Source organism: Streptomyces sp. TAA486 (assembly GCF_000426165.1).
This window is the reverse complement of sequence record NZ_AUEV01000007.1, coordinates 295,070-314,391: the sequence shown is the minus strand read 5'-3', so window position 1 is coordinate 314,391 and position 19,322 is coordinate 295,070. Positions and strand designations below refer to the sequence as shown.

The 19,322-nt window shown below is 71.1% G+C and carries 13 protein-coding genes and 1 pseudogene; 10 read left to right on the top strand and 4 right to left on the bottom strand.

The features are described 5' to 3' along the window. Positions 1–190: 190 nt before the first annotated feature. The 4 genes from I004_RS0112205 to I004_RS0112190 all read right to left on the bottom strand — a co-directional run bounded on the left by I004_RS0112205 (position 191) and on the right by I004_RS0112190 (position 5,815). Positions 191–2,596 (bottom strand): transglutaminase TgpA family protein, encoded by a 2,406-nt coding sequence (locus I004_RS0112205; RefSeq protein WP_028435727.1) that lies wholly within the window; start codon positions 2,594–2,596, stop codon positions 191–193. Further along, the gene (locus tag I004_RS33580) at positions 2,593–4,122 is read right to left on the bottom strand and encodes a DUF58 domain-containing protein (RefSeq protein ID WP_078511046.1); all 1,530 of its coding nucleotides are present in this window, start codon (positions 4,120–4,122) and stop codon (positions 2,593–2,595) included. The genes I004_RS0112205 and I004_RS33580 overlap by 4 nt, the downstream gene beginning before the upstream one ends. Beyond that, complete coding sequence (locus tag I004_RS0112195; protein ID WP_028435726.1) at positions 4,122–5,153, bottom strand: AAA family ATPase; 1,032 nt, start codon at positions 5,151–5,153, stop codon at positions 4,122–4,124. The genes I004_RS33580 and I004_RS0112195 overlap by 1 nt, the downstream gene beginning before the upstream one ends. Positions 5,154–5,239: 86 nt before the next feature. Next, positions 5,240–5,815 carry a beta-class carbonic anhydrase gene (locus tag I004_RS0112190; protein WP_028435725.1) on the bottom strand — a complete coding sequence of 192 codons (576 nt, stop codon included), beginning with the start codon at positions 5,813–5,815 and terminating at the stop codon, positions 5,240–5,242. A gap of 332 nt (positions 5,816–6,147) precedes the next feature. Here I004_RS0112190 and rsmH point away from each other — a divergent pair, with 332 nt between their 5' ends. From rsmH to I004_RS0112140, 10 genes and pseudogenes are all read left to right on the top strand, one after another. Further along, positions 6,148–7,212: a 16S rRNA (cytosine(1402)-N(4))-methyltransferase RsmH gene (gene rsmH, locus I004_RS0112185; RefSeq protein ID WP_078511044.1), complete on the top strand. Its 1,065-nt coding sequence runs from the start codon at positions 6,148–6,150 to the stop codon at positions 7,210–7,212. After that, positions 7,209–7,586, top strand: coding sequence for a cell division protein FtsL (gene ftsL, locus I004_RS0112180; protein ID WP_028435723.1), 378 nt, complete (start codon positions 7,209–7,211; stop codon positions 7,584–7,586). Before rsmH ends, ftsL begins: the two co-directional genes overlap by 4 nt. Positions 7,587–7,598: 12 nt before the next feature. Beyond that, a pseudogene (locus I004_RS0112175) lies at positions 7,599–9,736 on the top strand (peptidoglycan D,D-transpeptidase FtsI family protein). A gap of 138 nt (positions 9,737–9,874) precedes the next feature. Next, on the top strand, positions 9,875–11,572 hold the full coding sequence (locus I004_RS33575) for a UDP-N-acetylmuramoyl-L-alanyl-D-glutamate--2,6-diaminopimelate ligase (protein ID WP_078511042.1): 1,698 nt from the start codon (positions 9,875–9,877) through the stop codon (positions 11,570–11,572). Next, a complete protein-coding gene (locus I004_RS0112165) occupies positions 11,569–13,023 on the top strand; it encodes a UDP-N-acetylmuramoyl-tripeptide--D-alanyl-D-alanine ligase (RefSeq protein WP_028435721.1) in 1,455 nt (484 codons plus the stop codon). Before I004_RS33575 ends, I004_RS0112165 begins: the two co-directional genes overlap by 4 nt. Beyond that, on the top strand, positions 13,020–14,084 hold the full coding sequence (gene mraY / locus I004_RS0112160) for a phospho-N-acetylmuramoyl-pentapeptide-transferase (protein ID WP_028435720.1): 1,065 nt from the start codon (positions 13,020–13,022) through the stop codon (positions 14,082–14,084). Before I004_RS0112165 ends, mraY begins: the two co-directional genes overlap by 4 nt. 68 nt (positions 14,085–14,152) lie before the next feature. Then, positions 14,153–15,598 (top strand): UDP-N-acetylmuramoyl-L-alanine--D-glutamate ligase, encoded by a 1,446-nt coding sequence (gene murD, locus I004_RS0112155; RefSeq protein WP_028435719.1) that lies wholly within the window; start codon positions 14,153–14,155, stop codon positions 15,596–15,598. Between the two features lie 52 nt (positions 15,599–15,650). After that, a complete protein-coding gene (ftsW, locus tag I004_RS0112150) occupies positions 15,651–17,255 on the top strand; it encodes a putative lipid II flippase FtsW (protein WP_486579954.1) in 1,605 nt (534 codons plus the stop codon). A 6-nt stretch (positions 17,256–17,261) separates the two neighbouring features. Next, entirely contained in the window at positions 17,262–18,356 is a 1,095-nt protein-coding gene (gene murG / locus I004_RS0112145) for an undecaprenyldiphospho-muramoylpentapeptide beta-N-acetylglucosaminyltransferase (protein WP_028435717.1), read from the top strand. Positions 18,357–18,372: 16 nt separating this feature from the next. Further along, positions 18,373–19,215 carry an FtsQ-type POTRA domain-containing protein gene (locus I004_RS0112140; protein ID WP_028435716.1) on the top strand — a complete coding sequence of 281 codons (843 nt, stop codon included), beginning with the start codon at positions 18,373–18,375 and terminating at the stop codon, positions 19,213–19,215. Positions 19,216–19,322 lie beyond the last annotated feature (107 nt).

The following is a 19,322-nucleotide window of genomic DNA, read 5'->3' as shown; positions in this document are numbered from 1 at the left end:
CGTGACTGTGGGGCTGTCTCCTTCCGGAGTCCGGAGGAGCAGCCCCACAGCCGTGCTGTGCCCAGGTCGTACGGGCGCCGGCCCGGGCCCGCCCGGCCCGCCGGTCCGCGCGATGGACCCGGCAACCGCCCCGTCGCCGCCGTCAGGACCCCGTGAGGCGGGCCTACCGCCTCACGGGCGGCGACGGGCGCTACTTCGCGAAGCGGACCCGCAGAGCGCCCAGCCACCTGTCACGGACCGCCGTCACGGCCCCCGTCACCGTCCACATCACCCGGATGGACGAGGGCGGCAGCAGCAGTGCACGGATCCGCAGACTGCGCGGCGCCGCCTCACGCAGGGCGGCCCTGACCAGCAGCACGTCCGCCCGCACACCCGCCCCGGGACGTGGCCGCGGCGCGTACAGCACCTGCTCCACCTCCAGGGCCACCCGGAACGCCGCCTCCGCCGCCTCGGGACCCAGATCTCCGATCCGGACGATGCGCTCCGCGGCCTTCCGCGGCGTGGCCGACTCGTCCGGCACCACGCCGTGGTCCCAGCCGCTGTCGACCAGCTCGCGCCAGGCGTTCAGCACCACGACGCCGTCCGCGTCGCTGCCGGGCACCGGCGGCCCGTCCCGCCCGCTGAGCCGTCTCGCTCTCGTCCGCACGCGCCACAGCATCGGCAGCATCAGCAGTCCCAGCCCCAGCAGCGACGCCGCTGTGACGCCCGCGACAGTACCCACGGGGAAGCCGCCGTCGCCGCTCCCGCCGTCCGGGGACGGAGCCGCCTGTCCGCATTCCGGATCCAGCCGCTTCGCGTCCGCGTCGCAGCTCTCGGACTCGGAGGGCACGGGTGACGGTTCGGCGCTCTGTCCCCGGTCGGGAAGCTGCTCCGCGGGGTTCTCACGGGGATCGGGGGTGTCCGGCTGCGCGTACGCGGGCGGGGTGCCCCGCGTCGGCGTCGGCTCGAACCTCGTCCAGCCGACGCCCTCGAAGTACAGCTCCGGCCAGGCGTGTGCGTCCTTGAGGCCCACGTTCATGCGCCCCTCGGCGTCCGCGGTGCCGGGGGTGAAGCCGACCGCGACCCGCGCCGGGATGTCCAGCGTGCGCGCCATGGCCGCCATCGTGAAGGCGAAGTGGACGCAGAAACCCTCTTTCTGCTCAAGGAAGTTGGCGATCGCCGCGGAGCCGCTGCCGGCCCGCACCCGGGTGTCGTAGGCGAAGCCGCCGTCGGAGGCGAACCAGTCCTGGAGGCGTACCGCCCGCTCGTAGTCGTCCGGTGCGTTGCGTGTGACCTGCTGAGCGGTCCGTTTCACCACCGACGGCAGCGACTCCGGCACCTTCGTGTACTCCTCGGTGACCGCACGCGCCGGCTCCGGTGCCTGGCGCAGCTGACGCGCCGTCGGCTCCACGAGCAGGCTCTCCACCTGGTAGCGCTGGCCCCGCGTGCTCTGTCCGCGGTCACCGACCAGGGTGCGTCCCTCCGGCTCGAAGCGCCAACGCCCGTCCAGGCGCACACGGTTGGCCGGATACGGCATCGGAAGCCAGTTCTGCGAGTACCAGTCGGCGGAGACGACGTTGCTGCGGACCTTCTCCGTCCGTACGTCCGGTGAGAGCCCGGGCGGCGCGGGCAGCGGGTCCGGTACGGCATCTATGCGCCGCTCCGAGGGCTTCCACGAGGAACCGTCGAAGCGGTCCAGGGCGACGATCCGCAGATACATCTCCTGGGTGCTCCGGGTGCTGGTCGTGTAGCTCAGGGCGATGCGGTCCTCCGCCTGGTTGAGGCTGTCCTGCAGCGCCACCAGGGGGTTGACCGCCGAGACGGTGCCGCCGTTCTGGCCCAGGCCGCCCCTGCCGTTGCGTGCCGCGTCCAGCAGGCCGCTGCCCAGCGACGGCATCAGCGCGGGCACGATCAGGGCGAGGCCCAGGGTGAGCGCACCGATCCGCCGTCCCGTGCGTACGGGCGCGGTCGCTGGCCCCTCGACGCCGCCGGGCTGGTAGGAGGCGGAACCGGGCCGTCCCCGGTCGGTGAAGACGCGGCCCCACTGCGAAAGCCGTTCCCTGCCCTCGGCGAGGAGGAGCAGCAGGTAGCCGCCGGCCGCGCACAGGAACCAGGGCCAGCCCGCGCCGTCCCGCGCCAGCCCGGCCGCCACGGAGTAGAGCGCCAGCAGGGGGAGCCCGGCGGGTGCCGCGCTGCGGAACGTCACCGCCAGCGCGTCGACCAGCAGACCGATCATGAGGACGCCGCCCACCAGCATGAGCCTTATGCCGTCGGTCACCGGTGCCGGTATGGCGTACCGGCCCACGTCGTGACCGCCTTGGGCGAGCAGCTGCCCGAACTCCGCGAAGGCGGCGGGCCCCGGCAGCAGCCCGGCGAACGCCTCGTCCCGTACGAAGAAGAACGTCAGCAGCAGGAGGGAGACCACCGCCTGCACCGCCGGCGTCAGCGGGCGCGCCAGCGGCACGCGGCGGGTCAGCGCGCCCACCACTGTCTGCGCCCCGAGCAGCAGCGCCGCCTGCAGGAGCCACGTGGCGGGTTCCACCAGCGGCAGCAGCGCGAAGGCCGCCGCCAGAGTGGCCAGTGCGGCGCACAGAGCGAGCCGTCCCCGTCCGCTCATGGCTGCATTCCCCCTACGGTCGCGTCGTCCGCTTCCTGCCACAGATCGGGCATGGCCAGGTCCGGGCCGCCGCGCAGTGCCGTCCACCCCGCCTCACGCAGCACTTGCAGAGGCTCGTCGTCTTCGACCGCGACGGGCGGCGGGACGGTGGCGGTCGCCGGCGCGCCGGCCCGCACGCCCTCGTCCCCGGGGCCAGGCCCGTGCGGGGCGGCGCTGCCCTGCGCCGCCGACTCGCCCTCGTACTGCGGGACTTGGTCCTCGTCCTCGACCGCTGCGGTGCCCGCGGAGCAGAAGGCCACCGCCTTGTTCGTGCGCTGACGCATCCGCGCCACCGTGGCCGCCTGCTCCTCGTTGAGTTCACCCAGGAAGGCGACCAGCAGTCCCTCCTGCCCGCCCGCCGCTCCGCGCAGCATGTCGTAGGCGTACGACATGCCCTCCTGGTCGGACTGTTCGAGGAGGGCGAGAGTGTCGAGCAGCAACCCGGCGGTGTCCGAGGAGTCCCCGGCGAAGCCGACTCCGTCGGGACCCGGCACCATCGTCCCCGTGTCCGTCAGCAGCCGGACGGCGTAGCCGCGCTCCAGCAGATGCAGACAGACCGAGGCGGCGCCCGAGACGGCCCACTCGAACTGCGAGTCCGGGCCCGAACCGGCGTACGCGCCGCGGCGGGTGTCCAGCAGCACCGTGCACCGCGCCTTCTGCGGCTGCTCCTCGCGGCGCACCATCAGCTCGCCGTAGCGGGCCGTCGAGCGCCAGTGGACGCGGCGCAGGTCGTCGCCGTGCCGGTAGCCACGCGGGATCACGTCGTCCTCGCCGGCGAGCGCGAGCGAGCGGTGCCGCCCGTCCCCGTAACCGGTGGCGTCGCCGGTGAGCCGGACCGGCGGCAGCGGCACGGTCCGCGGCACGACCATGAGGGTGTCGTACGTGCTGAAGGAGCGCGTCAGTTCGCACATCCCGAACGGGTCGGTCAGGCGCAGCTGCAGCGGACCCAGCGGATAGCTGCCGCGCATCTCGGAGCGCACCCGGTACGACACCTCGCGCTGGCCGCCCGGCTCGACACGGTCCAGCACGAACCGGGGACGTGGCCCGAGCACGTACGGCACCCGGTCCTCCAGCATCAGCAGTCCCGTGGGGAGCCGCGAGACGTTGTCCATCCGCAGGTGCACGCGGGCCTCCGAGCGGACCGTGACCCGCTCGGGGGAGAGCCTGCGCGAGCCCGCCACCCTGTAGCGCGTCCGGTACAGCACCAGCACGCACACCAGCGGCAGCGCCGCCAGCAGCATCCCCACGCGCAGCAGGTCGGCCTGGCCGAGCACGTACGCGCAGACCGCCGCGGCCATTCCGGCCGCAAGGAACGATCTGCCGCGGGTCGTGAGGCCTCCGAGCGCGGTACGCAGCGTGCCGCGCTGCTTCCCGTGGCCCGCCCCGCCGTCCTCCTCCTCGCGGGAGTCCGCCCGGCCGCCGCTCCTGGCGGCCTTGCCGACGGCCTGTTCCGCGGGCCCCGCGCCCGGCACGGGACTCCCCGACATCAGTAGCCTCGCGGCGGCTGCTGTCCGTAACCGTCGGGGCGGTGCGGAACGCCCGCGGCACCCGGAGCCGCCGTCGGTACCGGCACGCGCTGAAGGATCTCCGTGACCACCTGTTCCGCGGTACGTCTGCTCAACTGCGCCTGGGACGTGGGCAGAAGGCGGTGCGACAGTACGGGCACGGCGAGCGACTGCACGTCGTCGGGGAGCACGAAGTCACGGCCCGCCAGCGCCGCCGCCGCACGCGACGCACGCAGCAGGTGCAGCGTCGCGCGGGGCGAGGCGCCCAGCCGGAGCTCCGGGTGCGAGCGCGTCGCAGCGACCAGCTCCACCGCGTAACGCCGCACCTGGTCGGCGACATGGACTCCGCGCACCGCGTCGATGAGCTTGCCGATCTCGTGCGCGTGCGCCACCGGTTGGAGATCCTCCAGCGGTGACGCACCACTGTGCACGTCGATCATCTCCAGCTCCGCCGCCGGGCTGGGATAGCCGATGGACACCCGCACCATGAAGCGGTCCCGCTGCGCCTCGGGCAGCGGGTAGGTGCCCTCCATCTCGACCGGGTTCTGCGTCGCGACGACCATGAACGGTGAAGGCAGGTCGTAGGTCTGGCCGTCGATCGTCACATGGCGTTCCTCCATCGACTCCAGCAGCGCCGACTGGGTCTTGGGGGAGGCACGGTTGATCTCGTCGCCGATGACGATCTGCGCGAAGACGGCGCCCGGCTTGAACTCGAAGTCCTGTCTTTGCTGGTCGTAGATGCTCACCCCGGTGATGTCCGAGGGGAGCAGGTCCGGCGTGAACTGGATGCGCCGCACGGAGCAGTCGACGGACCTGGCGAGGGCCTTGGCCAGCATGGTCTTGCCCACGCCTGGCACGTCCTCGATCAGGAGGTGCCCCTCGGCGAGGAGCACCGTCAGTGACAGCCGCACGACCTCGGGCTTCCCCTCGATCACCGACTCCATCGAGCGGCGCACACGATCCGCCGTGCTGCTCAGATCACTGAGATCCGCTCGCTCGTCAAAGGTCGTCACCCGGCCCTCCTCGGCCCGTCGCCCCGTGTCCCGCTGTACTCATCTGCTGCTTGTACACGCATTCTTCACGCCCACGCGTCTCGGCGTCAGGATTCCGAGGTGTTCTCCGGGTCGATCTCGCGGAGCAGCCCCGTCGTCACGTCGAAGACGAAACCACGCACGTCGTCCGTGTGGAGGAGGAAAGGCGAAGTACGCACACGTTCCATGGACTGGCGCACGTCCTGGTCCAGGTCCGGGAACGCCTCGACTGCCCATGACGGTCGCTGCCCCACCTCCAGTTCCAGTTCGTGCCGGAAGTTCTCGGTGAGGTTGAGCAGTCCGCAGCCGGTGTGGTGGATGAGCACGACGGAACGGGTCCCCAGGGCGCGCTGGCTGATGGTCAGTGAGCGGATGACGTCGTCGGTGACCACACCGCCGGCGTTCCGTATCGTGTGGCAGTCGCCGAGTTCGAGACCCAGCGCCTTGTGCAGGTCGATCCGTGCGTCCATGCAGGCGACGACGGCGACGTTGAGGACGGGGCGGGCGTCCATTCCCGGGTCGGTGAATTGCGCCGCGTAGCGTTCGTTCGCTTCGACGAGGCGTTCGGTGACGGAGCCGGGACGGTGCTGGTCGTCGGCGGGGGACGGGGAGGGCGGCTGAGCGTTCCGCTGGTGCGTCGACATGTGACGACGTTAGACCGCCGAGGCGCGCCAGGCTCCCCTCCGGGGCGGATCAATCGGGCTTTCCGCCGTTTCTGTGAGCTGCTCCACAGCCGGCCGTACCCCCGGGTCAACGCGCCTCGGCGCTGGTTGACCGAAGGGACGAGTGGACTAAAGTGGCGCGAAGTGGGAGGCGAGACGCTTCCAGGGATCGGGATCTCCCCGAGTGCGCGGTGCGTACGTGCGGCTCGGCCTCCTCCCGCTCATGGCCGTACGGTGCCCTCTTCCCCGGCTCCGTCCGGCCGCTTCCCTTCGAGCGGGCGGGGACCAAGCAGCACGTGGGCAGGAAAGAACGCATGACGACCGAAGAGCAGCCCGCCCGCGAAGAGCCCGTCGGCACCCGGGAGGTGGCCGTGGGTCAGGACTCCGCCGAAGGCGACTCCTTCAGTGACTCCCAAGGTTCACCCGATGAGCGGCACCGCCCCGTCATGCTGCGGCGCTGCCTCGATCTGCTGGCCCCGGCCCTCGCCGAGCCCGGAGCCACCGTCGTCGACTGCACCCTCGGCCTCGGCGGCCACAGCGAGGCCCTGCTCTCGACCTTCCCCGCGGCCCGGCTGATCGCGCTCGACCGCGACCGGGACGCACTGCGGCTGGCCGGGCAGCGCCTCGCCCCTTACGCCGACCGTGCGACCCTCGTGCACGCCGTCTACGACGAACTGCCCGACGTGCTCAGCCGCCTCGGCGTCCCGCGTGTGCAGGGCGTGCTGTTCGACCTCGGCGTCTCCTCCATGCAGCTGGACGAGGCGGAGCGCGGGTTCGCCTACGCGCAGGACGCGCCGCTCGACATGCGTATGGACCAGACGCACGGCCCCAGCGCCGCCGACGTCCTCAACACCTACCCGCCCGGCGAACTCGTGCGTGTGCTGCGTGCTTACGGCGAGGAGAAGCAGGCCCGGCGCATCGTCGAAGCGGTCGTACGGGAGCGGGAGAAGGAGCCCTTCAGCCACAGCGCGAGGCTCGTGGGACTGATCCGGGACGCCCTGCCGCAGGCGGCCAAGCGCACCGGCGGCAACCCCGCCAAGCGCACCTTCCAGGCCCTGCGCATCGAGGTCAACGGCGAACTCGAGGTGCTGGAGCGGGCTGTGCCGGCCGCCGTCGACGCGCTGGCGGTCGGCGGGCGCATCGCCGTGCTCTCGTACCACTCGCTGGAGGACCGGCTGGTCAAGCGGGTGCTGACCGCCGGCGCGGGAAGCACCGCACCGCCCGGGCTGCCGGTGGTCCCAGAGCAGTACCAGCCGCGGCTCAAGCTGCTGACGCGCGGTGCCGAACTCCCCACCGAGGACGAGATCGCCGAGAACCGCCGTGCCGCACCGGCCCGGCTGCGCGGCGCGGAGCGCATCAGGGAGGCACACACCTCATGAGTGCACAGCAGCGGCTCTTCCGGCTCGCCCGCCTCGTACCGGCCGGTTCCTCCTCGGCGGCCCGTACCCCGTTCGTGCTGCTCGTCGTGCTGATACTGGGCGCAGGGCTGCTGGGCCTGCTGCTGCTCAACGCCGCGGTCAACCAGGGCTCATTCCAGTTGAGCAAGCTCGAGAAGCAGACCGACGAGCTGACGGACGAGCAGCAGTCGCTCCAGCAGGAGGTCGACTCCTACTCCGCCCCCGGCTCGTTGGAGAAGCGCGCCCGTGAACTGGGCCTCGTACCCGGCGGCACCCCCGCGTTCCTGGCCCCCGACGGCACCGTCAAGGGCAAGCCGCAGCCCGCCACCGGCGACCCCGAGCAGGAGGAGCGGTGAGCGAACGTCCCCGTGGGCCGCGACGCGACGGCGGCAGCGGGAAGGGCGAGGGCAAGCCTTCCGCGGGCCGTCCCAAGCCCACGAGCTCCGCGAAGTCCGGCACGTCCCCGCAGTCCTCCAAGTCCGCCAAGCGGGCCGGGTCTTCGGAGTCCGCCAGGACGGTCAGGTCCGCACAGGCGGCCAAGACCGGCAGGACCGTCAAGGCATCCGGCGGCACTCGGCCTCCCGTACCCGCACAGGGCAGCCACCTGCGCCTCGCGCGCGCCAGGCCGAGGCTGCGGCTGATCGCCTTCGGCCTCACCGTGATCATGCTGGCCTTCACCGCCCGGCTGCTCCAGGTGCAGGCCGTCGATGCCAGCGCGTTCGCCGACAAGGCGGCCGTCAATCGCTACATCACCGTGCCGCTCGCCGCCGAGCGCGGCACGATCTCCTCGCGTGACGGCGCGGCGCTGGCCACGACCGTCGACGCCTACGACGTGACGGCGGATCCGTACCTCTTCACCCCCAAGCAGACGGGTGTCCCGGACGCCCCCGAGCGCGCCGCCGCCCTCCTCGCACCCGTCCTCCACGAGGACGAGCAGCAGCTCACCCAGAAGCTGGCCAAGAAGAACACCCGGTACGTGCTCCTCGCACGCCAGGAGACGCCGCGCACCTGGGCCAAGATCAAGAAGCTCAAGAAGGAGGTCGCCGCGGAGGCTGCCGAGGCGGGCAGGCCGGCGGGCTCGGCGAGCACAGCTGCGGAGTCGGAGAGGTCGTCGGACAAGGGCGCGGGAGAAGCGGCCGATGTGCTGGCCGGCGTCTACCGCGAGAAGCACCCCAAGCGTGTCTACCCCAACCGTGAGCTGGCCTCGTCCGTGCTCGGCTTCGTCAACTCCGAGGGCAAGGGCGGCGCGGGCGTCGAGGCCCTGCTGGACAGGAAGCTGGCAGGGAAGGACGGCAAGATCACCTACGCCCAGTCCGGCGGCCGCCAGGTCCCCACCGCGGGCGTGCGCGAACACCCGGCCCGGGCAGGCGCAGACGTCCAGCTCACCCTGGACCGGGACATCCAGTGGGCCGCCCAGCAGGCCATCCGCGAACAGGTCGAGGACTCCGACGCGGACAGCGGCTACGTGGTCGTGCAGGACACCCGCACCGGTGAACTCCTCTCCATGGCCAGCGCCCCGGACTTCGACCCGAACGACATCTCCCGCGCCGACCCGCAGGCCCTCGGCAACGCGGCCGCCCAGGACGTCTACGAGCCCGGCTCCACCAGCAAGGTGATGTCGATGGCCGCCGTCCTCGAGGAGGGCAAGGCCACGCCCCTCACGGAAGTGACCGTGCCCAACCGGCTCAAGCGCGCCGACCGTGCCTTCGCCGACGACATCGACCACGAGACCTGGCATCTGACGCTGAACGGCGTCCTCGCCAAGTCCAGCAACATCGGCACGATCCTCGCCACCGAGCAGTTGGGGAAGGATCAGAAGGAGGCCAACCGCGTCCTCCACCGGTACCTGAGCCGGTTCGGAATCGGCAGGCCCACGGGCCTGGGGCTGCCCGGCGCGACCTCCGGCATCCTGGAGCGGCCCGGCAAGTGGAGCGCGTCGCAGCAGTACACGATCCCCTTCGGCCAGGGCCTCTCGCTGAACGCCGTACAGGCCGCCTCGATCTACTCCACGATCGCCAACGGCGGTGTGCGCAACGTGCCTTCGCTCGTACGGGGAACGACGGGCCCCGACGGCGGCTTCACTGCGGCACCCGAGCCCGGACAGCGCCGCGTGGTGAGCGAGAAGACCGCGAACACCCTCTCCCGGATGCTGGAGTCGGTGGTCAGCGACATGGAGGGCACGGGAACGACGGCGAAGATCCCCGGCTACCGGGTCGCGGGCAAGACCGGTACGGCCAACCGGGTAGATCCCGACACCGGCCGGTACCACGGCTACACCTCGTCGTTCGCGGGCTTCGCCCCTGCCGACAAGCCGCGGGTGACGGTCTACTGCGCCGTTCAGAACCCGAAGAAGGGCAGCTACTTCGGGAGCGATGTCTGCGGGCCTGTCTACAAGAAGGTCATGAAATTCGCCCTGAAGTCCCTGCAGATCCCTCCGACCGGCGCAAAGGCCGACCCGCTGCCCGTCAGTGCCGGCAAGGACCGCGCGCAGAAGAAGGACAGATGAGCCGGGAGCGTCGCGAGCCGGCCCCCGGCGAGGCGTCCCGCCGGACACGCCGGGGGCCCGTCCGAGCCGCCCGGCGACGCCCCTCCGTGGAGCCCCTCGCTTCGCGGCACAGCCCTCCCGCCCGGTACGCTCACCGCCGTGCCACAAGCTGATCAGAACTCCCTCTCGCCCTCGGCGGAGGGCCGCCCAGTCCCGTCTTCTGCGGAGGCGGCCCCCGGGACGACCACGAACGTCACCTCGGGGGCGCCGCGGCCCGCACACGTACGGCCCGTTCCCCTCGCGGAGCTGGCACGCCGGCTGAACACCGCCGCTCCACAGGGCGCGGAGGATGCCTCGGCGACCGGCATCACCCACGACTCACGCGCCGTGCGGCCCGGCGACGTCTACGCGGCGCTGCCCGGCGCGCGCTTCCACGGGGCCGACTTCGCCTCGCAGGCCGCGAGCCTCGGCGCCGTGGCCGTGCTCACCGACCCGGCAGGCACCGAACGCTCCGCGGACACGGGGCTCCCGGTCCTGACCGTGCCGGACCCCCGCGGCCGTATGGGTGCGCTGGCCGCGGCGATCTACGGTGAGCCGGGCAGGGACCTCCTCCAGATCGGCATCACGGGCACCTCCGGCAAGACCACGACCGCGTACCTGGTGGACGGGGGGCTCCGCGAGGCCGCAGCCAAGGCGGGCGAGCTGACGGGGCTCATCGGCACCGTCGAGTCCCGCATCGGGGACGAGCGGCTGAAGTCCGAGCGCACCACCCCCGAGGCCACCGATCTCCAGGCCCTGTTCGCGGTGATGCGCGAGCGCGGCGTGACAGCCGTGGCCATGGAGGTCTCCAGCCACGCGCTGGTGCTCGGCCGGGTGGACGGCTGTGTCTTCGATGTCGCCGTCTTCAACAACCTCAGCCCCGAACACCTGGACTTCCACCCGGACATGGAGGACTACTTCCGGGCGAAGCGGCAGCTGTTCACACGCGCGCGCTCACGCGCGGCCGTGGTCAACATCGACGACGAGTACGGGCAGCGGCTGATCACCGAGTCCGAGGTGCCCGTCACGACCTTCTCCGCGGAGGGGCACCCCGACGCCGACTGGCGGGCCCAGGACGTCGAAGTGGGTCCCCTCGGCTCGACCTTCATCGCCGTGGGGCCGAAGGACGAGTCCGTACGGGCCACCGCCCCGATCGCCGGGCCGTTCAACGTCGCCAACGCGCTCGCCGCCCTGACGGCCCTCGTCACGGCCGGCATCGATCCGCAGACGGCGGCCGACGGCATCGCTGCCGTTCCGGGTGTGCCGGGGCGGCTGGAGCGCGTCGACGTCGGTCAGGACTACCTGGCGATCGTCGACTACGCGCACAAGCCCGACGCCGTCGAGTCCGTCCTGTTCGCGATCCGGAAGGTCACCGAGGGCCGGGTGCACGCCGTGCTCGGCTGCGGCGGCGACCGGGACCCGCACAAGCGCACCGCCATGGGTTCCGCGCTGGCGCGCCTGTCGGACACGGCCGTGCTGACCTCCGACAACCCCCGCACCGAGGACCCGCTCGCGATCCTCGCCACCATGCTCGCGGGCGCCGCCGAGGTGCCCGCGTACGACCGAGGAACCGTCCTGCTGGAGGAGGACAGAGCCGCCGCGATCCGTCTCGCGGTCGACCGTGCCGAGCCCGGCGACACCGTGATCGTGCTCGGCAAGGGACACGAGCAGGGACAGGACATCGCGGGAGTCGTAAGACCGTTCGACGACACCCTCGTGCTGCGCGAAGCCATCCGGACCAAGCAGGAAGAGGCCGCCGCGGCTCCCGCGGCCGCGAACAGCACCCCGATTCAAGGGACAGACGCCGAAGACCGATGATCCCCCTATCTCTCTCCGATATCGCCGCTGTCGTCGACGGACAGCAGAGCGACATACCGGACCCGGACGCCCTGGTCACAGGACCCGTCGTGATCGATTCACGGGAAGTGGCGCACGGCAGTCTCTTCGCGGCCTTCGCCGGTGAACGAGCCGACGGACACGACTTCGCCCGCAGCGCGGTCGAAGCGGGGGCCGTGGCCGTGCTGGCCACACGGCCCGTCGGTGTTCCGGCCGTCGTCGTCGACGACGTCACCCGCGCCCTGGGTGCCCTCGCCAGGCACGCGGTCGAACGGCTCGGCACCAAGGTCGTCGCGCTGACGGGCTCCGCCGGAAAGACCAGCACCAAGGACCTCATCGCACAGCTGCTGGAACGCCTCGGCCCGACGGTGTGGACGCCGGGCTCCCTCAACAACGAGATCGGGTTGCCGCTGACCGCCCTGCGCGCCGAGGCCGGCACCCGTCATCTCGTACTGGAGATGGGCGCACGCGGCGTTGGGCACATCCGCTACCTTGCGCAGCTCACCCCGCCGCGCATCGGCGTCGTGCTCAACGTCGGGACGGCGCACATCGGCGAGTTCGGCGGCCGGGAGCAGATCGCCCTCGCGAAGGGCGAGTTGGTGGAGGCCCTGCCGCCGGCTGCTCCCGAAGGCGACGGCGAGGCAGGGGGAGGCGAGGGCGGCGTCGCCGTGCTCAACGCCGACGACCCGTTCGTCCGGGCCATGAGCGAGCGCACGAGTGCACGTGTCCTGCTGTTCGGCGAGGCCGAGGATGCTCACGTACGTGCCGAGAATGTCCGGCTCACCGACAGGGGTCAGCCGTCTTTCACGCTACAAACACCGACCGGGTGCGGTGACGTGACCATGCGCCTGTACGGTGAGCACCACGTGTCGAACGCGCTCGCCGCGGCGGCCGTCGCCCACGAACTGGGCATGCCCGCCGGGGACATCGCCACCGCGCTCTCCGCCGCGGGCTCGCTCTCTCGTTGGCGGATGGAGGTCACCGAGCGCGCCGATGGAGTCACGGTCGTCAATGACGCCTACAACGCCAACCCCGAGTCGACACGGGCCGCGCTTCGCGCGCTGGCCGCGATGGGGCGGGGCCGGCGGACCTGGGCGGTGCTCGGTGAGATGGCCGAGCTCGGCGACGAGTCGCTTGCCGAGCACGACGCGGTCGGACGGCTCGCCGTCCGGCTCAACGTCAGCAAGCTCGTGGCGGTGGGTGGCCAGGAGGCCGTCTGGCTGGACATGGGCGCCAAGAACGAGGGTTCGTGGGGTGAGGAGTCGGTGCACGTGTCCGACGCTGAGGCGGCGGTCGAGCTCTTGCGGAGCGAACTGCGCCCGGGGGATGTCGTACTGGTGAAGGCTTCCCGTTCGGTGGGTCTGGAACGCGTCGCGGACGCGCTCATGGAGCCCGGGACCAACGAGGGTGAGGTCGCCGCCCGATGGGTATGAGCCAGATCCTCTTCTCGGGAGTCATCGGACTCTTCCTGTCCCTGATCGGGACGCCTCTGCTGATCAAGCTGCTCGCGAGCAGAGGCTACGGGCAGTTCATCCGTGACGACGGGCCCCAGAACCACCACAGCAAACGCGGCACCCCGACGATGGGCGGCATCGCCTTCATCCTCGCCACGGTCGCCGCGTACGCCCTCACCAAGCTGCTGACCGGCAGTCAGCCGAGCTTCTCCGGCGTGCTCGTGCTCTTCCTCTTCGCCGGAATGGGCCTGGTCGGCTTCCTCGACGACTACATCAAGATCGTCAAGCAGCGCAGCCTCGGCCTGCGGGCCAAGGCGAAGATGGCCGGACAGCTCATCGTCGGCACCGCGTTCGCGGTCCTCTCGCTGAACTTCCCCAACCTCCGTCTGCTGACGCCCGCTTCGACGAAGCTGTCCTTCACGCAGGACTTCGGCTGGTCGCTCGGCCCGGTCATCTTCGTGATCTGGGCGCTGTTCATGATCCTCGCGATGTCCAACGGCGTTAATCTGACGGACGGTCTGGACGGCCTGGCCACCGGCGCCTCCGTGATGGTCTTCGGCGCCTACGTCTTCATCTGCGTGTGGGAGTACCAGGAGTCCTGTGCCAACCCCTTCACGGCGGGCCCTGGTTGTTACGAGGTGCGGGACCCTCTCGATCTGGCCGTCGTCGCCGCCGCGTTGATGGGTGCCTGCTTCGGCTTCCTGTGGTGGAACACCTCGCCCGCCAAGATCTTCATGGGCGACACCGGTTCGCTCGCGCTTGGCGGCGCCCTCGCCGGTCTCGCCATCTGCTCCCGCACGGAGCTGCTGCTCGCGATCCTCGGAGGACTCTTCGTCCTCATCACCATGTCCGTCGTCATCCAGGTCGGCTCCTTCCGGATGACCGGCAAGCGCGTGTTCAAGATGGCGCCGTTGCAGCACCACTTCGAACTGAAGGGCTGGTCCGAGGTCCTGGTGGTCGTCCGCTTCTGGATCATCCAGGGCATGTGCGCCATCCTCGGCGTCGGGATCTTCTACGCAGGGTGGGCGGCCAGCAAGTGAACGACCGGCACGACCCCCAGGGCTCCGAAACCCCCGCGCGCGCAGCGGACTTCGCGGACGCCGAGAGCCTGCGGGGCAGGCACGTCACCGTGGCCGGGCTCGGCGTCAGCGGAGTCAGCGCGGCGCGTGCCCTCAAGCGCCTGGGCGCCGCTGTCACCGTCGTCGACGGCGGTGACAGCGAGACGCACCGGGGGCGTGCGGCCGAACTCGGCGCCGAGGACGTGACCGTGCGGCTCGCGGACGCGGAGACCTTGCCGGCCGGTACTGATCTGATCGTCACATCACCGGGCTGGAAACCGCAGAGCCCGCTCTTCGCCGCCGCCGACGCCGCAGGCGTACCGGTATGGGGCGACGTCGAGTTGGCGTGGCGGCTGCGCGGAACGGCACCGGGGGACGGGGCCAACGCGGGCCGCGCACCGGCGCCCTGGCTCGCCGTCACCGGCACCAACGGCAAGACCACGACGGTGCAGATGCTCGCCTCCATCCTCGAAGCCGCCGGCCTCCGGGCCCCGGCGGTGGGCAACATCGGGACCCCGCTGATCGACGTCGTCCTCGCCGAGGACCCCCCGGACGTACTCGCGGTGGAGCTCTCCAGCTACCAGCTGCACTGGGCGCCAAGCCTGCGCGCCCACTCCGCCGCCGTGCTCAACCTCGCGCCCGACCACCTCGACTGGCACGGCTCGATGGAGGCGTACGCCGCCGACAAGGGCCGTATCTATGAGGGCAATCAGGTCGCCTGCGTCTACAACTGCGCCGACCCGGCCACCGAAGAGCTCGTGCGCCGGGCGGACGTGGAGGAGGGCTGCCGCGCCATCGGCTTCACCCTCGGCACCCCCGGACCGTCCGAACTGGGCGTCGTGGACGGCATCCTGGTCGACCGGGCCTTCGTCGAGAACCGCCGCGAGCAGGCGCAGGAGCTGGCCGAGGTCAGTGACATCACGCCCGCGGCGCCGCACAACATCGCCAACGCCCTTGCCGCGGCGGCGCTCGCCCGCGCCTACGGCGTGCCTCCCGCGGCCGTGCGGGACGGGCTGCGCGCCTTCCGTCCCGACGCACACCGCATCGCACACGTCGCCGACATCGACGGCGTCGCGTACGTCGACGACTCCAAGGCGACCAACACCCATGCCACGCAGGCTTCGCTGGCCGCCTACGACTCCATCGTGTGGATCGCGGGCGGCCTGGCGAAGGGCGCCACCTTCGACGAACTCGTACGTGAGTCCGCGCCTCGCCTGCGCGGAGCCGTGCTGATCGGTGCCGACCGTCACCTCATCCACGAAGCCCTCACGCGACACGCCCCGGATGTCCCGGTGGTGGACCTGGAGCGGACTGACACTGGGGCGATGGCTGCGGCAGTCCATGAAGCGGCGCGGCTCGCCCGTCACGGGGATACGGTGCTCATGGCACCGGCCTGCGCCTCGATGGACATGTTCGTCAACTACAACGCGCGCGGTGACGCTTTCACCGACGCGGTGCGTGCGCTGGCAGCGGCCGGCGCGCACGAGGTGGAGTAACCCGCCGGTCCCGCGGACCGCGTCGCGGGAACAGACGGAGGGGAAGCGACAGATGACGCCCGACAGCGGCGCTGCGGCCGTCTCTCTCCCGGGAGCGTCGAAACCGCGCGAGCACACCGCCGCCACCGGCTCCCGTACTCGCCACACCCGCCACGACTGGCGCGCGGCTCTGCGCCGGGCGCTGACGACGCCTCTGACGCCGGTGCGCGGCCCCGTCGCGGCGTTGACGGCTCTCCCGTTGCCGCACGCGCCGGGAGCCCTTCTCCTGCCGCGCGAGGCGCAACGTTCCCGCACGGCCAAGACCCGCCCGGGGAAGGGCGCTTCCGGCGCTCCGGGGCGCCCGCTTCGGCCGCGGCGTCCCTCGCGGCAGCCGACCCGTCCCGGCCGCGGCAAGGGCACGCCTTCGTTCCTCGTGAAGGCCAGGCGGGCCTGGGACCGCCCGCTCACGGCGTACTACCTGATCCTCGGCGGCAGCCTTCTGCTCACGGTGCTCGGGCTGGTGATGGTCTTTTCCGCGTCGCAGATCGAGGCGCTCCAATCCGGCCTGTCCTCCACGCACTTCTTCCGCAAGCAGCTCATCGCGGCGATCGTGGGCTCCGGCTTGCTGCTGGTTGCCGCTCGTATGCCGATCAGACTGCACAGGGCTCTCGCGTACCCGCTGCTGGCCGTGTCCGTCGTCCTGATGTGCCTGGTACAGGTGCCGGGCATGGGGCACGCGGTGAACGGCAACCGCAACTGGATCTACCTCGGAGGCCCGTTCCAGCTCCAGCCCAGCGAGTTCGCCAAGCTGGCACTGGTGCTCTGGGGCGCGGACCTGCTGGCCCGCAAGCGCTCAAGGCGGCTTCTGAACCAGTGGAAGCACATGCTCGTGCCGCTCGTGCCCGTCGGACTGCTGCTGCTCGGGCTCATCATGCTCGGCGGCGACATGGGGACCGCGATCATTCTCACGGCGATCCTCTTCGGACTGCTCTGGCTCGCGGGCGCGCCCACGCGGCTCTTCGCGGGCGTCATGGCGGTGGCCGCCGTAATCGGCGCGCTCCTCATCATGACCAGCCCGAACAGGATGGCCCGGCTGGCCTGCATCGGTGCCACCGACCCCGGCGCCAACGACCAGTGCTGGCAGGCGGTTCACGGAATCTACGCGCTGGCGTCCGGCGGATGGTTCGGTTCGGGGCTGGGCGCCAGTGTGGAAAAATGGGGTCAACTACCGGAACCGCACACCGACTTCATCTTCGCCGTGACCGGGGAGGAACTCGGTCTCGCGGGGACGCTGTCGGTGCTCGCCCTCTTCGCGGCTCTAGGCTATGCGGGTATCCGCGTGGCCGGACGCACGGAGGAGCCCTTCGTGAGGTATGCCGCGGGAGGCGTGACCACCTGGATCACGGCGCAGGCCGTGGTCAACATCGGTGCGGTGCTCGGTCTGCTGCCGATCGCCGGTGTCCCGCTGCCGCTGTTCTCCTACGGTGGTTCCGCCCTGCTGCCGACGATGTTCGCCATCGGGTTGCTCATCGCGTTCGCGCGAAGCGACCCCGCGGCCAGAGCGGCTCTGGCCATGCGGCAGCCTGCTCTGCGGCAGCGCCTGCAGAGCAGGCTGGCAGGGGTGAGAACGAACACGATGAGACGGCGGCCGGATCGGCGGCCGTCCGGAGAGCGGTGAATGAGAGTGCACGTCGTACTCGCCGGCGGTGGCACCGCCGGCCATATCGAGCCCGCGCTCGCCCTCGCGGATGCTCTGCGCAGGCAGGATCCGACGGTGGGCATCACCGCGCTCGGAACCGAACGCGGCCTTGAGACCAGGCTGGTGCCCGAGCGCGGCTATCAGCTCGAACTCATCCCGGCCGTACCGCTGCCGCGCAAGCCCACACCCGAACTGATCACCGTTCCCGGGCGGCTGCGCGGCACCATCAAGGCCGCCGAGCAGATCCTGGAGAGCACCAAGGCGGACTGCGTCGCCGGATTCGGCGGGTACGTCGCGCTCCCCGCCTACCTCGCGGCCAAGCGCCTCGGCGTCCCCATCGTCATCCACGAGGCCAACGCGCGGCCCGGCCTGGCCAACAAGATCGGCTCGCGCTACACGCAGCACGTCGCGGTCTCCACGCCCGACAGCAAGCTGCGCAACGCCCGTTACATCGGCATCCCGCTGCGCCGCTCCATCGCGACGCTCGACCGTGCCGCCGCCAGGCCGCCGGCACGCGCGGCGTTCGGTCTGGACGCCAACCTGCCGACCCTGTTCGTCACGGGCGGCTCGCAGGGCGCACGCCGGCTCAACGAGGTCGTCCAGCACGCCGTACCGCACCTTCAGCGGGCGGGAGTCCAGGTCCTGCACGCGGTCGGTCCCAAGAACGAACTGCCGCAGCCGGACAACATGCCCGGTATGCCGCCGTATGTGCCGGTACCGTATGTGGACCGGATGGATCTCGCGTACGCCGCGGCCGACATGATGCTCAGCCGGGCGGGCGCGATGACCGTGGCGGAGCTGTCGGCCGTCGGACTGCCGGCAGCCTACGTCCCGCTGCCGATCGGCAACGGCGAACAGCGGCTGAACGCGCAGCCCGTCGTCAAGGCGGGCGGCGGACTGCTCGTCGACGACGCCGAGCTGACGCCGGAGTGGATCTTGGGCAACGTGCTTCCGGTACTCAGCGATCCGCACAGGCTGCACGAGATGGCGCGTGCCGCGGCGGAGTTCGGCCGGCCGGACGCGGACCAGCTTTTGGTCGGCATGGTGTACGAGGCGATCGCGGCACGCCGAGGGGCGTGAGAGAAGGCAGGGCAGCGTGGCCGGATCCACGGGACCGACGAAGAGCGCCGAGAAGCGGCGCGGAGGTGACTCGGAAGCCCGTCCGTCGGCGGAGGCCGACTCCGGCCGCTCCCCGTCCCGTTCGCGCGGCGCGCGGGGGCGGACGGGGGCGCGAATTCATCGGCTGCGCGCCCTGCTCGTCGTCTTGGCACTGGCGCTCGGACTCACCGGTTTCGGGGCATGGGCCCTGTACGGATCCAACTGGGTGCTCGTGGAACGTGTCTCCGTCAGCGGCAACGACGTGCTGACGAAGAAACAGGTACGCGACGCCGCCCGTATTCCGGTTGGCACCCCGCTCCTGTCCGTCGACAGGGCGGCGGCCGAACGCCGTCTCGAGACCTCGCTGCCCCGCCTGGACGAGGTTCGCGTCGTGCGGGCCTTCCCCCACGGAATCGGTATCGAGGTGACAGAACGGAAGCCGGAACTGGTCATGAAGCAAGCAGGGAAATTCGCCGAAGTGGACGTTGAAGGTGTGCGTTTCGACGTAGTTCCGGAGCAACCGAAGGGGGTTCCGCTTCTTGTGATGGAAGTTGAGCGCTCGGCCGGTCTCCGTCACTTCGGCAAGGAACGGCTCCGGCGCGAAGCCGTCCGAGTCGCCACCTCGCTTCCCGATTCCGTCGGCAGGGACACACGTACGGTCCGGGTGCGTTCCTACGACTCCATCACACTGGAGTTGACGGGAGGCAGGACTGTGCTGTGGGGCAGTGGCGAACAGGGGAGCGCCAAGGCGGAGTCGGTCACCGCGCTGATGAAAGCGTCGAAGGACGCACGGCACTTCGATGTGAGTGTTCCCAGCGCCCCTGCCTCGTCAGGGAGTTGACGCGCGTCAGCGCAGGCCAGCACCCTGGATAAGCACCCCTGGGCCTGATCACATAGGGTGAAAAGAAAAACGGGAGGTTCGGCGTGTTCGTTGAACACCCACCACTT

What these genes read in the sequence shown, in the direction of transcription:
- mraY (WP_028435720.1), top strand. Translation starts at nt 13,020, where the DNA reads ATGAGCCAGATCCTCTTCTCGGGAGTCATCGGACTCTTCCTGTCCCTG.
- I004_RS33580 (WP_078511046.1), bottom strand. Translation starts at nt 4,122, where the DNA reads ATGTCGGGGAGTCCCGTGCCGGGCGCGGGGCCCGCGGAACAGGCCGTC.
- ftsW (WP_486579954.1), top strand. Translation starts at nt 15,651, where the DNA reads ATGACGCCCGACAGCGGCGCTGCGGCCGTCTCTCTCCCGGGAGCGTCG.
- I004_RS0112165 (WP_028435721.1), top strand. Translation starts at nt 11,569, where the DNA reads ATGATCCCCCTATCTCTCTCCGATATCGCCGCTGTCGTCGACGGACAG.
- ftsL (WP_028435723.1), top strand. Translation starts at nt 7,209, where the DNA reads ATGAGTGCACAGCAGCGGCTCTTCCGGCTCGCCCGCCTCGTACCGGCC.
- rsmH (WP_078511044.1), top strand. Translation starts at nt 6,148, where the DNA reads ATGACGACCGAAGAGCAGCCCGCCCGCGAAGAGCCCGTCGGCACCCGG.
- I004_RS0112190 (WP_028435725.1), bottom strand. Translation starts at nt 5,815, where the DNA reads ATGTCGACGCACCAGCGGAACGCTCAGCCGCCCTCCCCGTCCCCCGCC.
- I004_RS0112205 (WP_028435727.1), bottom strand. Translation starts at nt 2,596, where the DNA reads ATGAGCGGACGGGGACGGCTCGCTCTGTGCGCCGCACTGGCCACTCTG.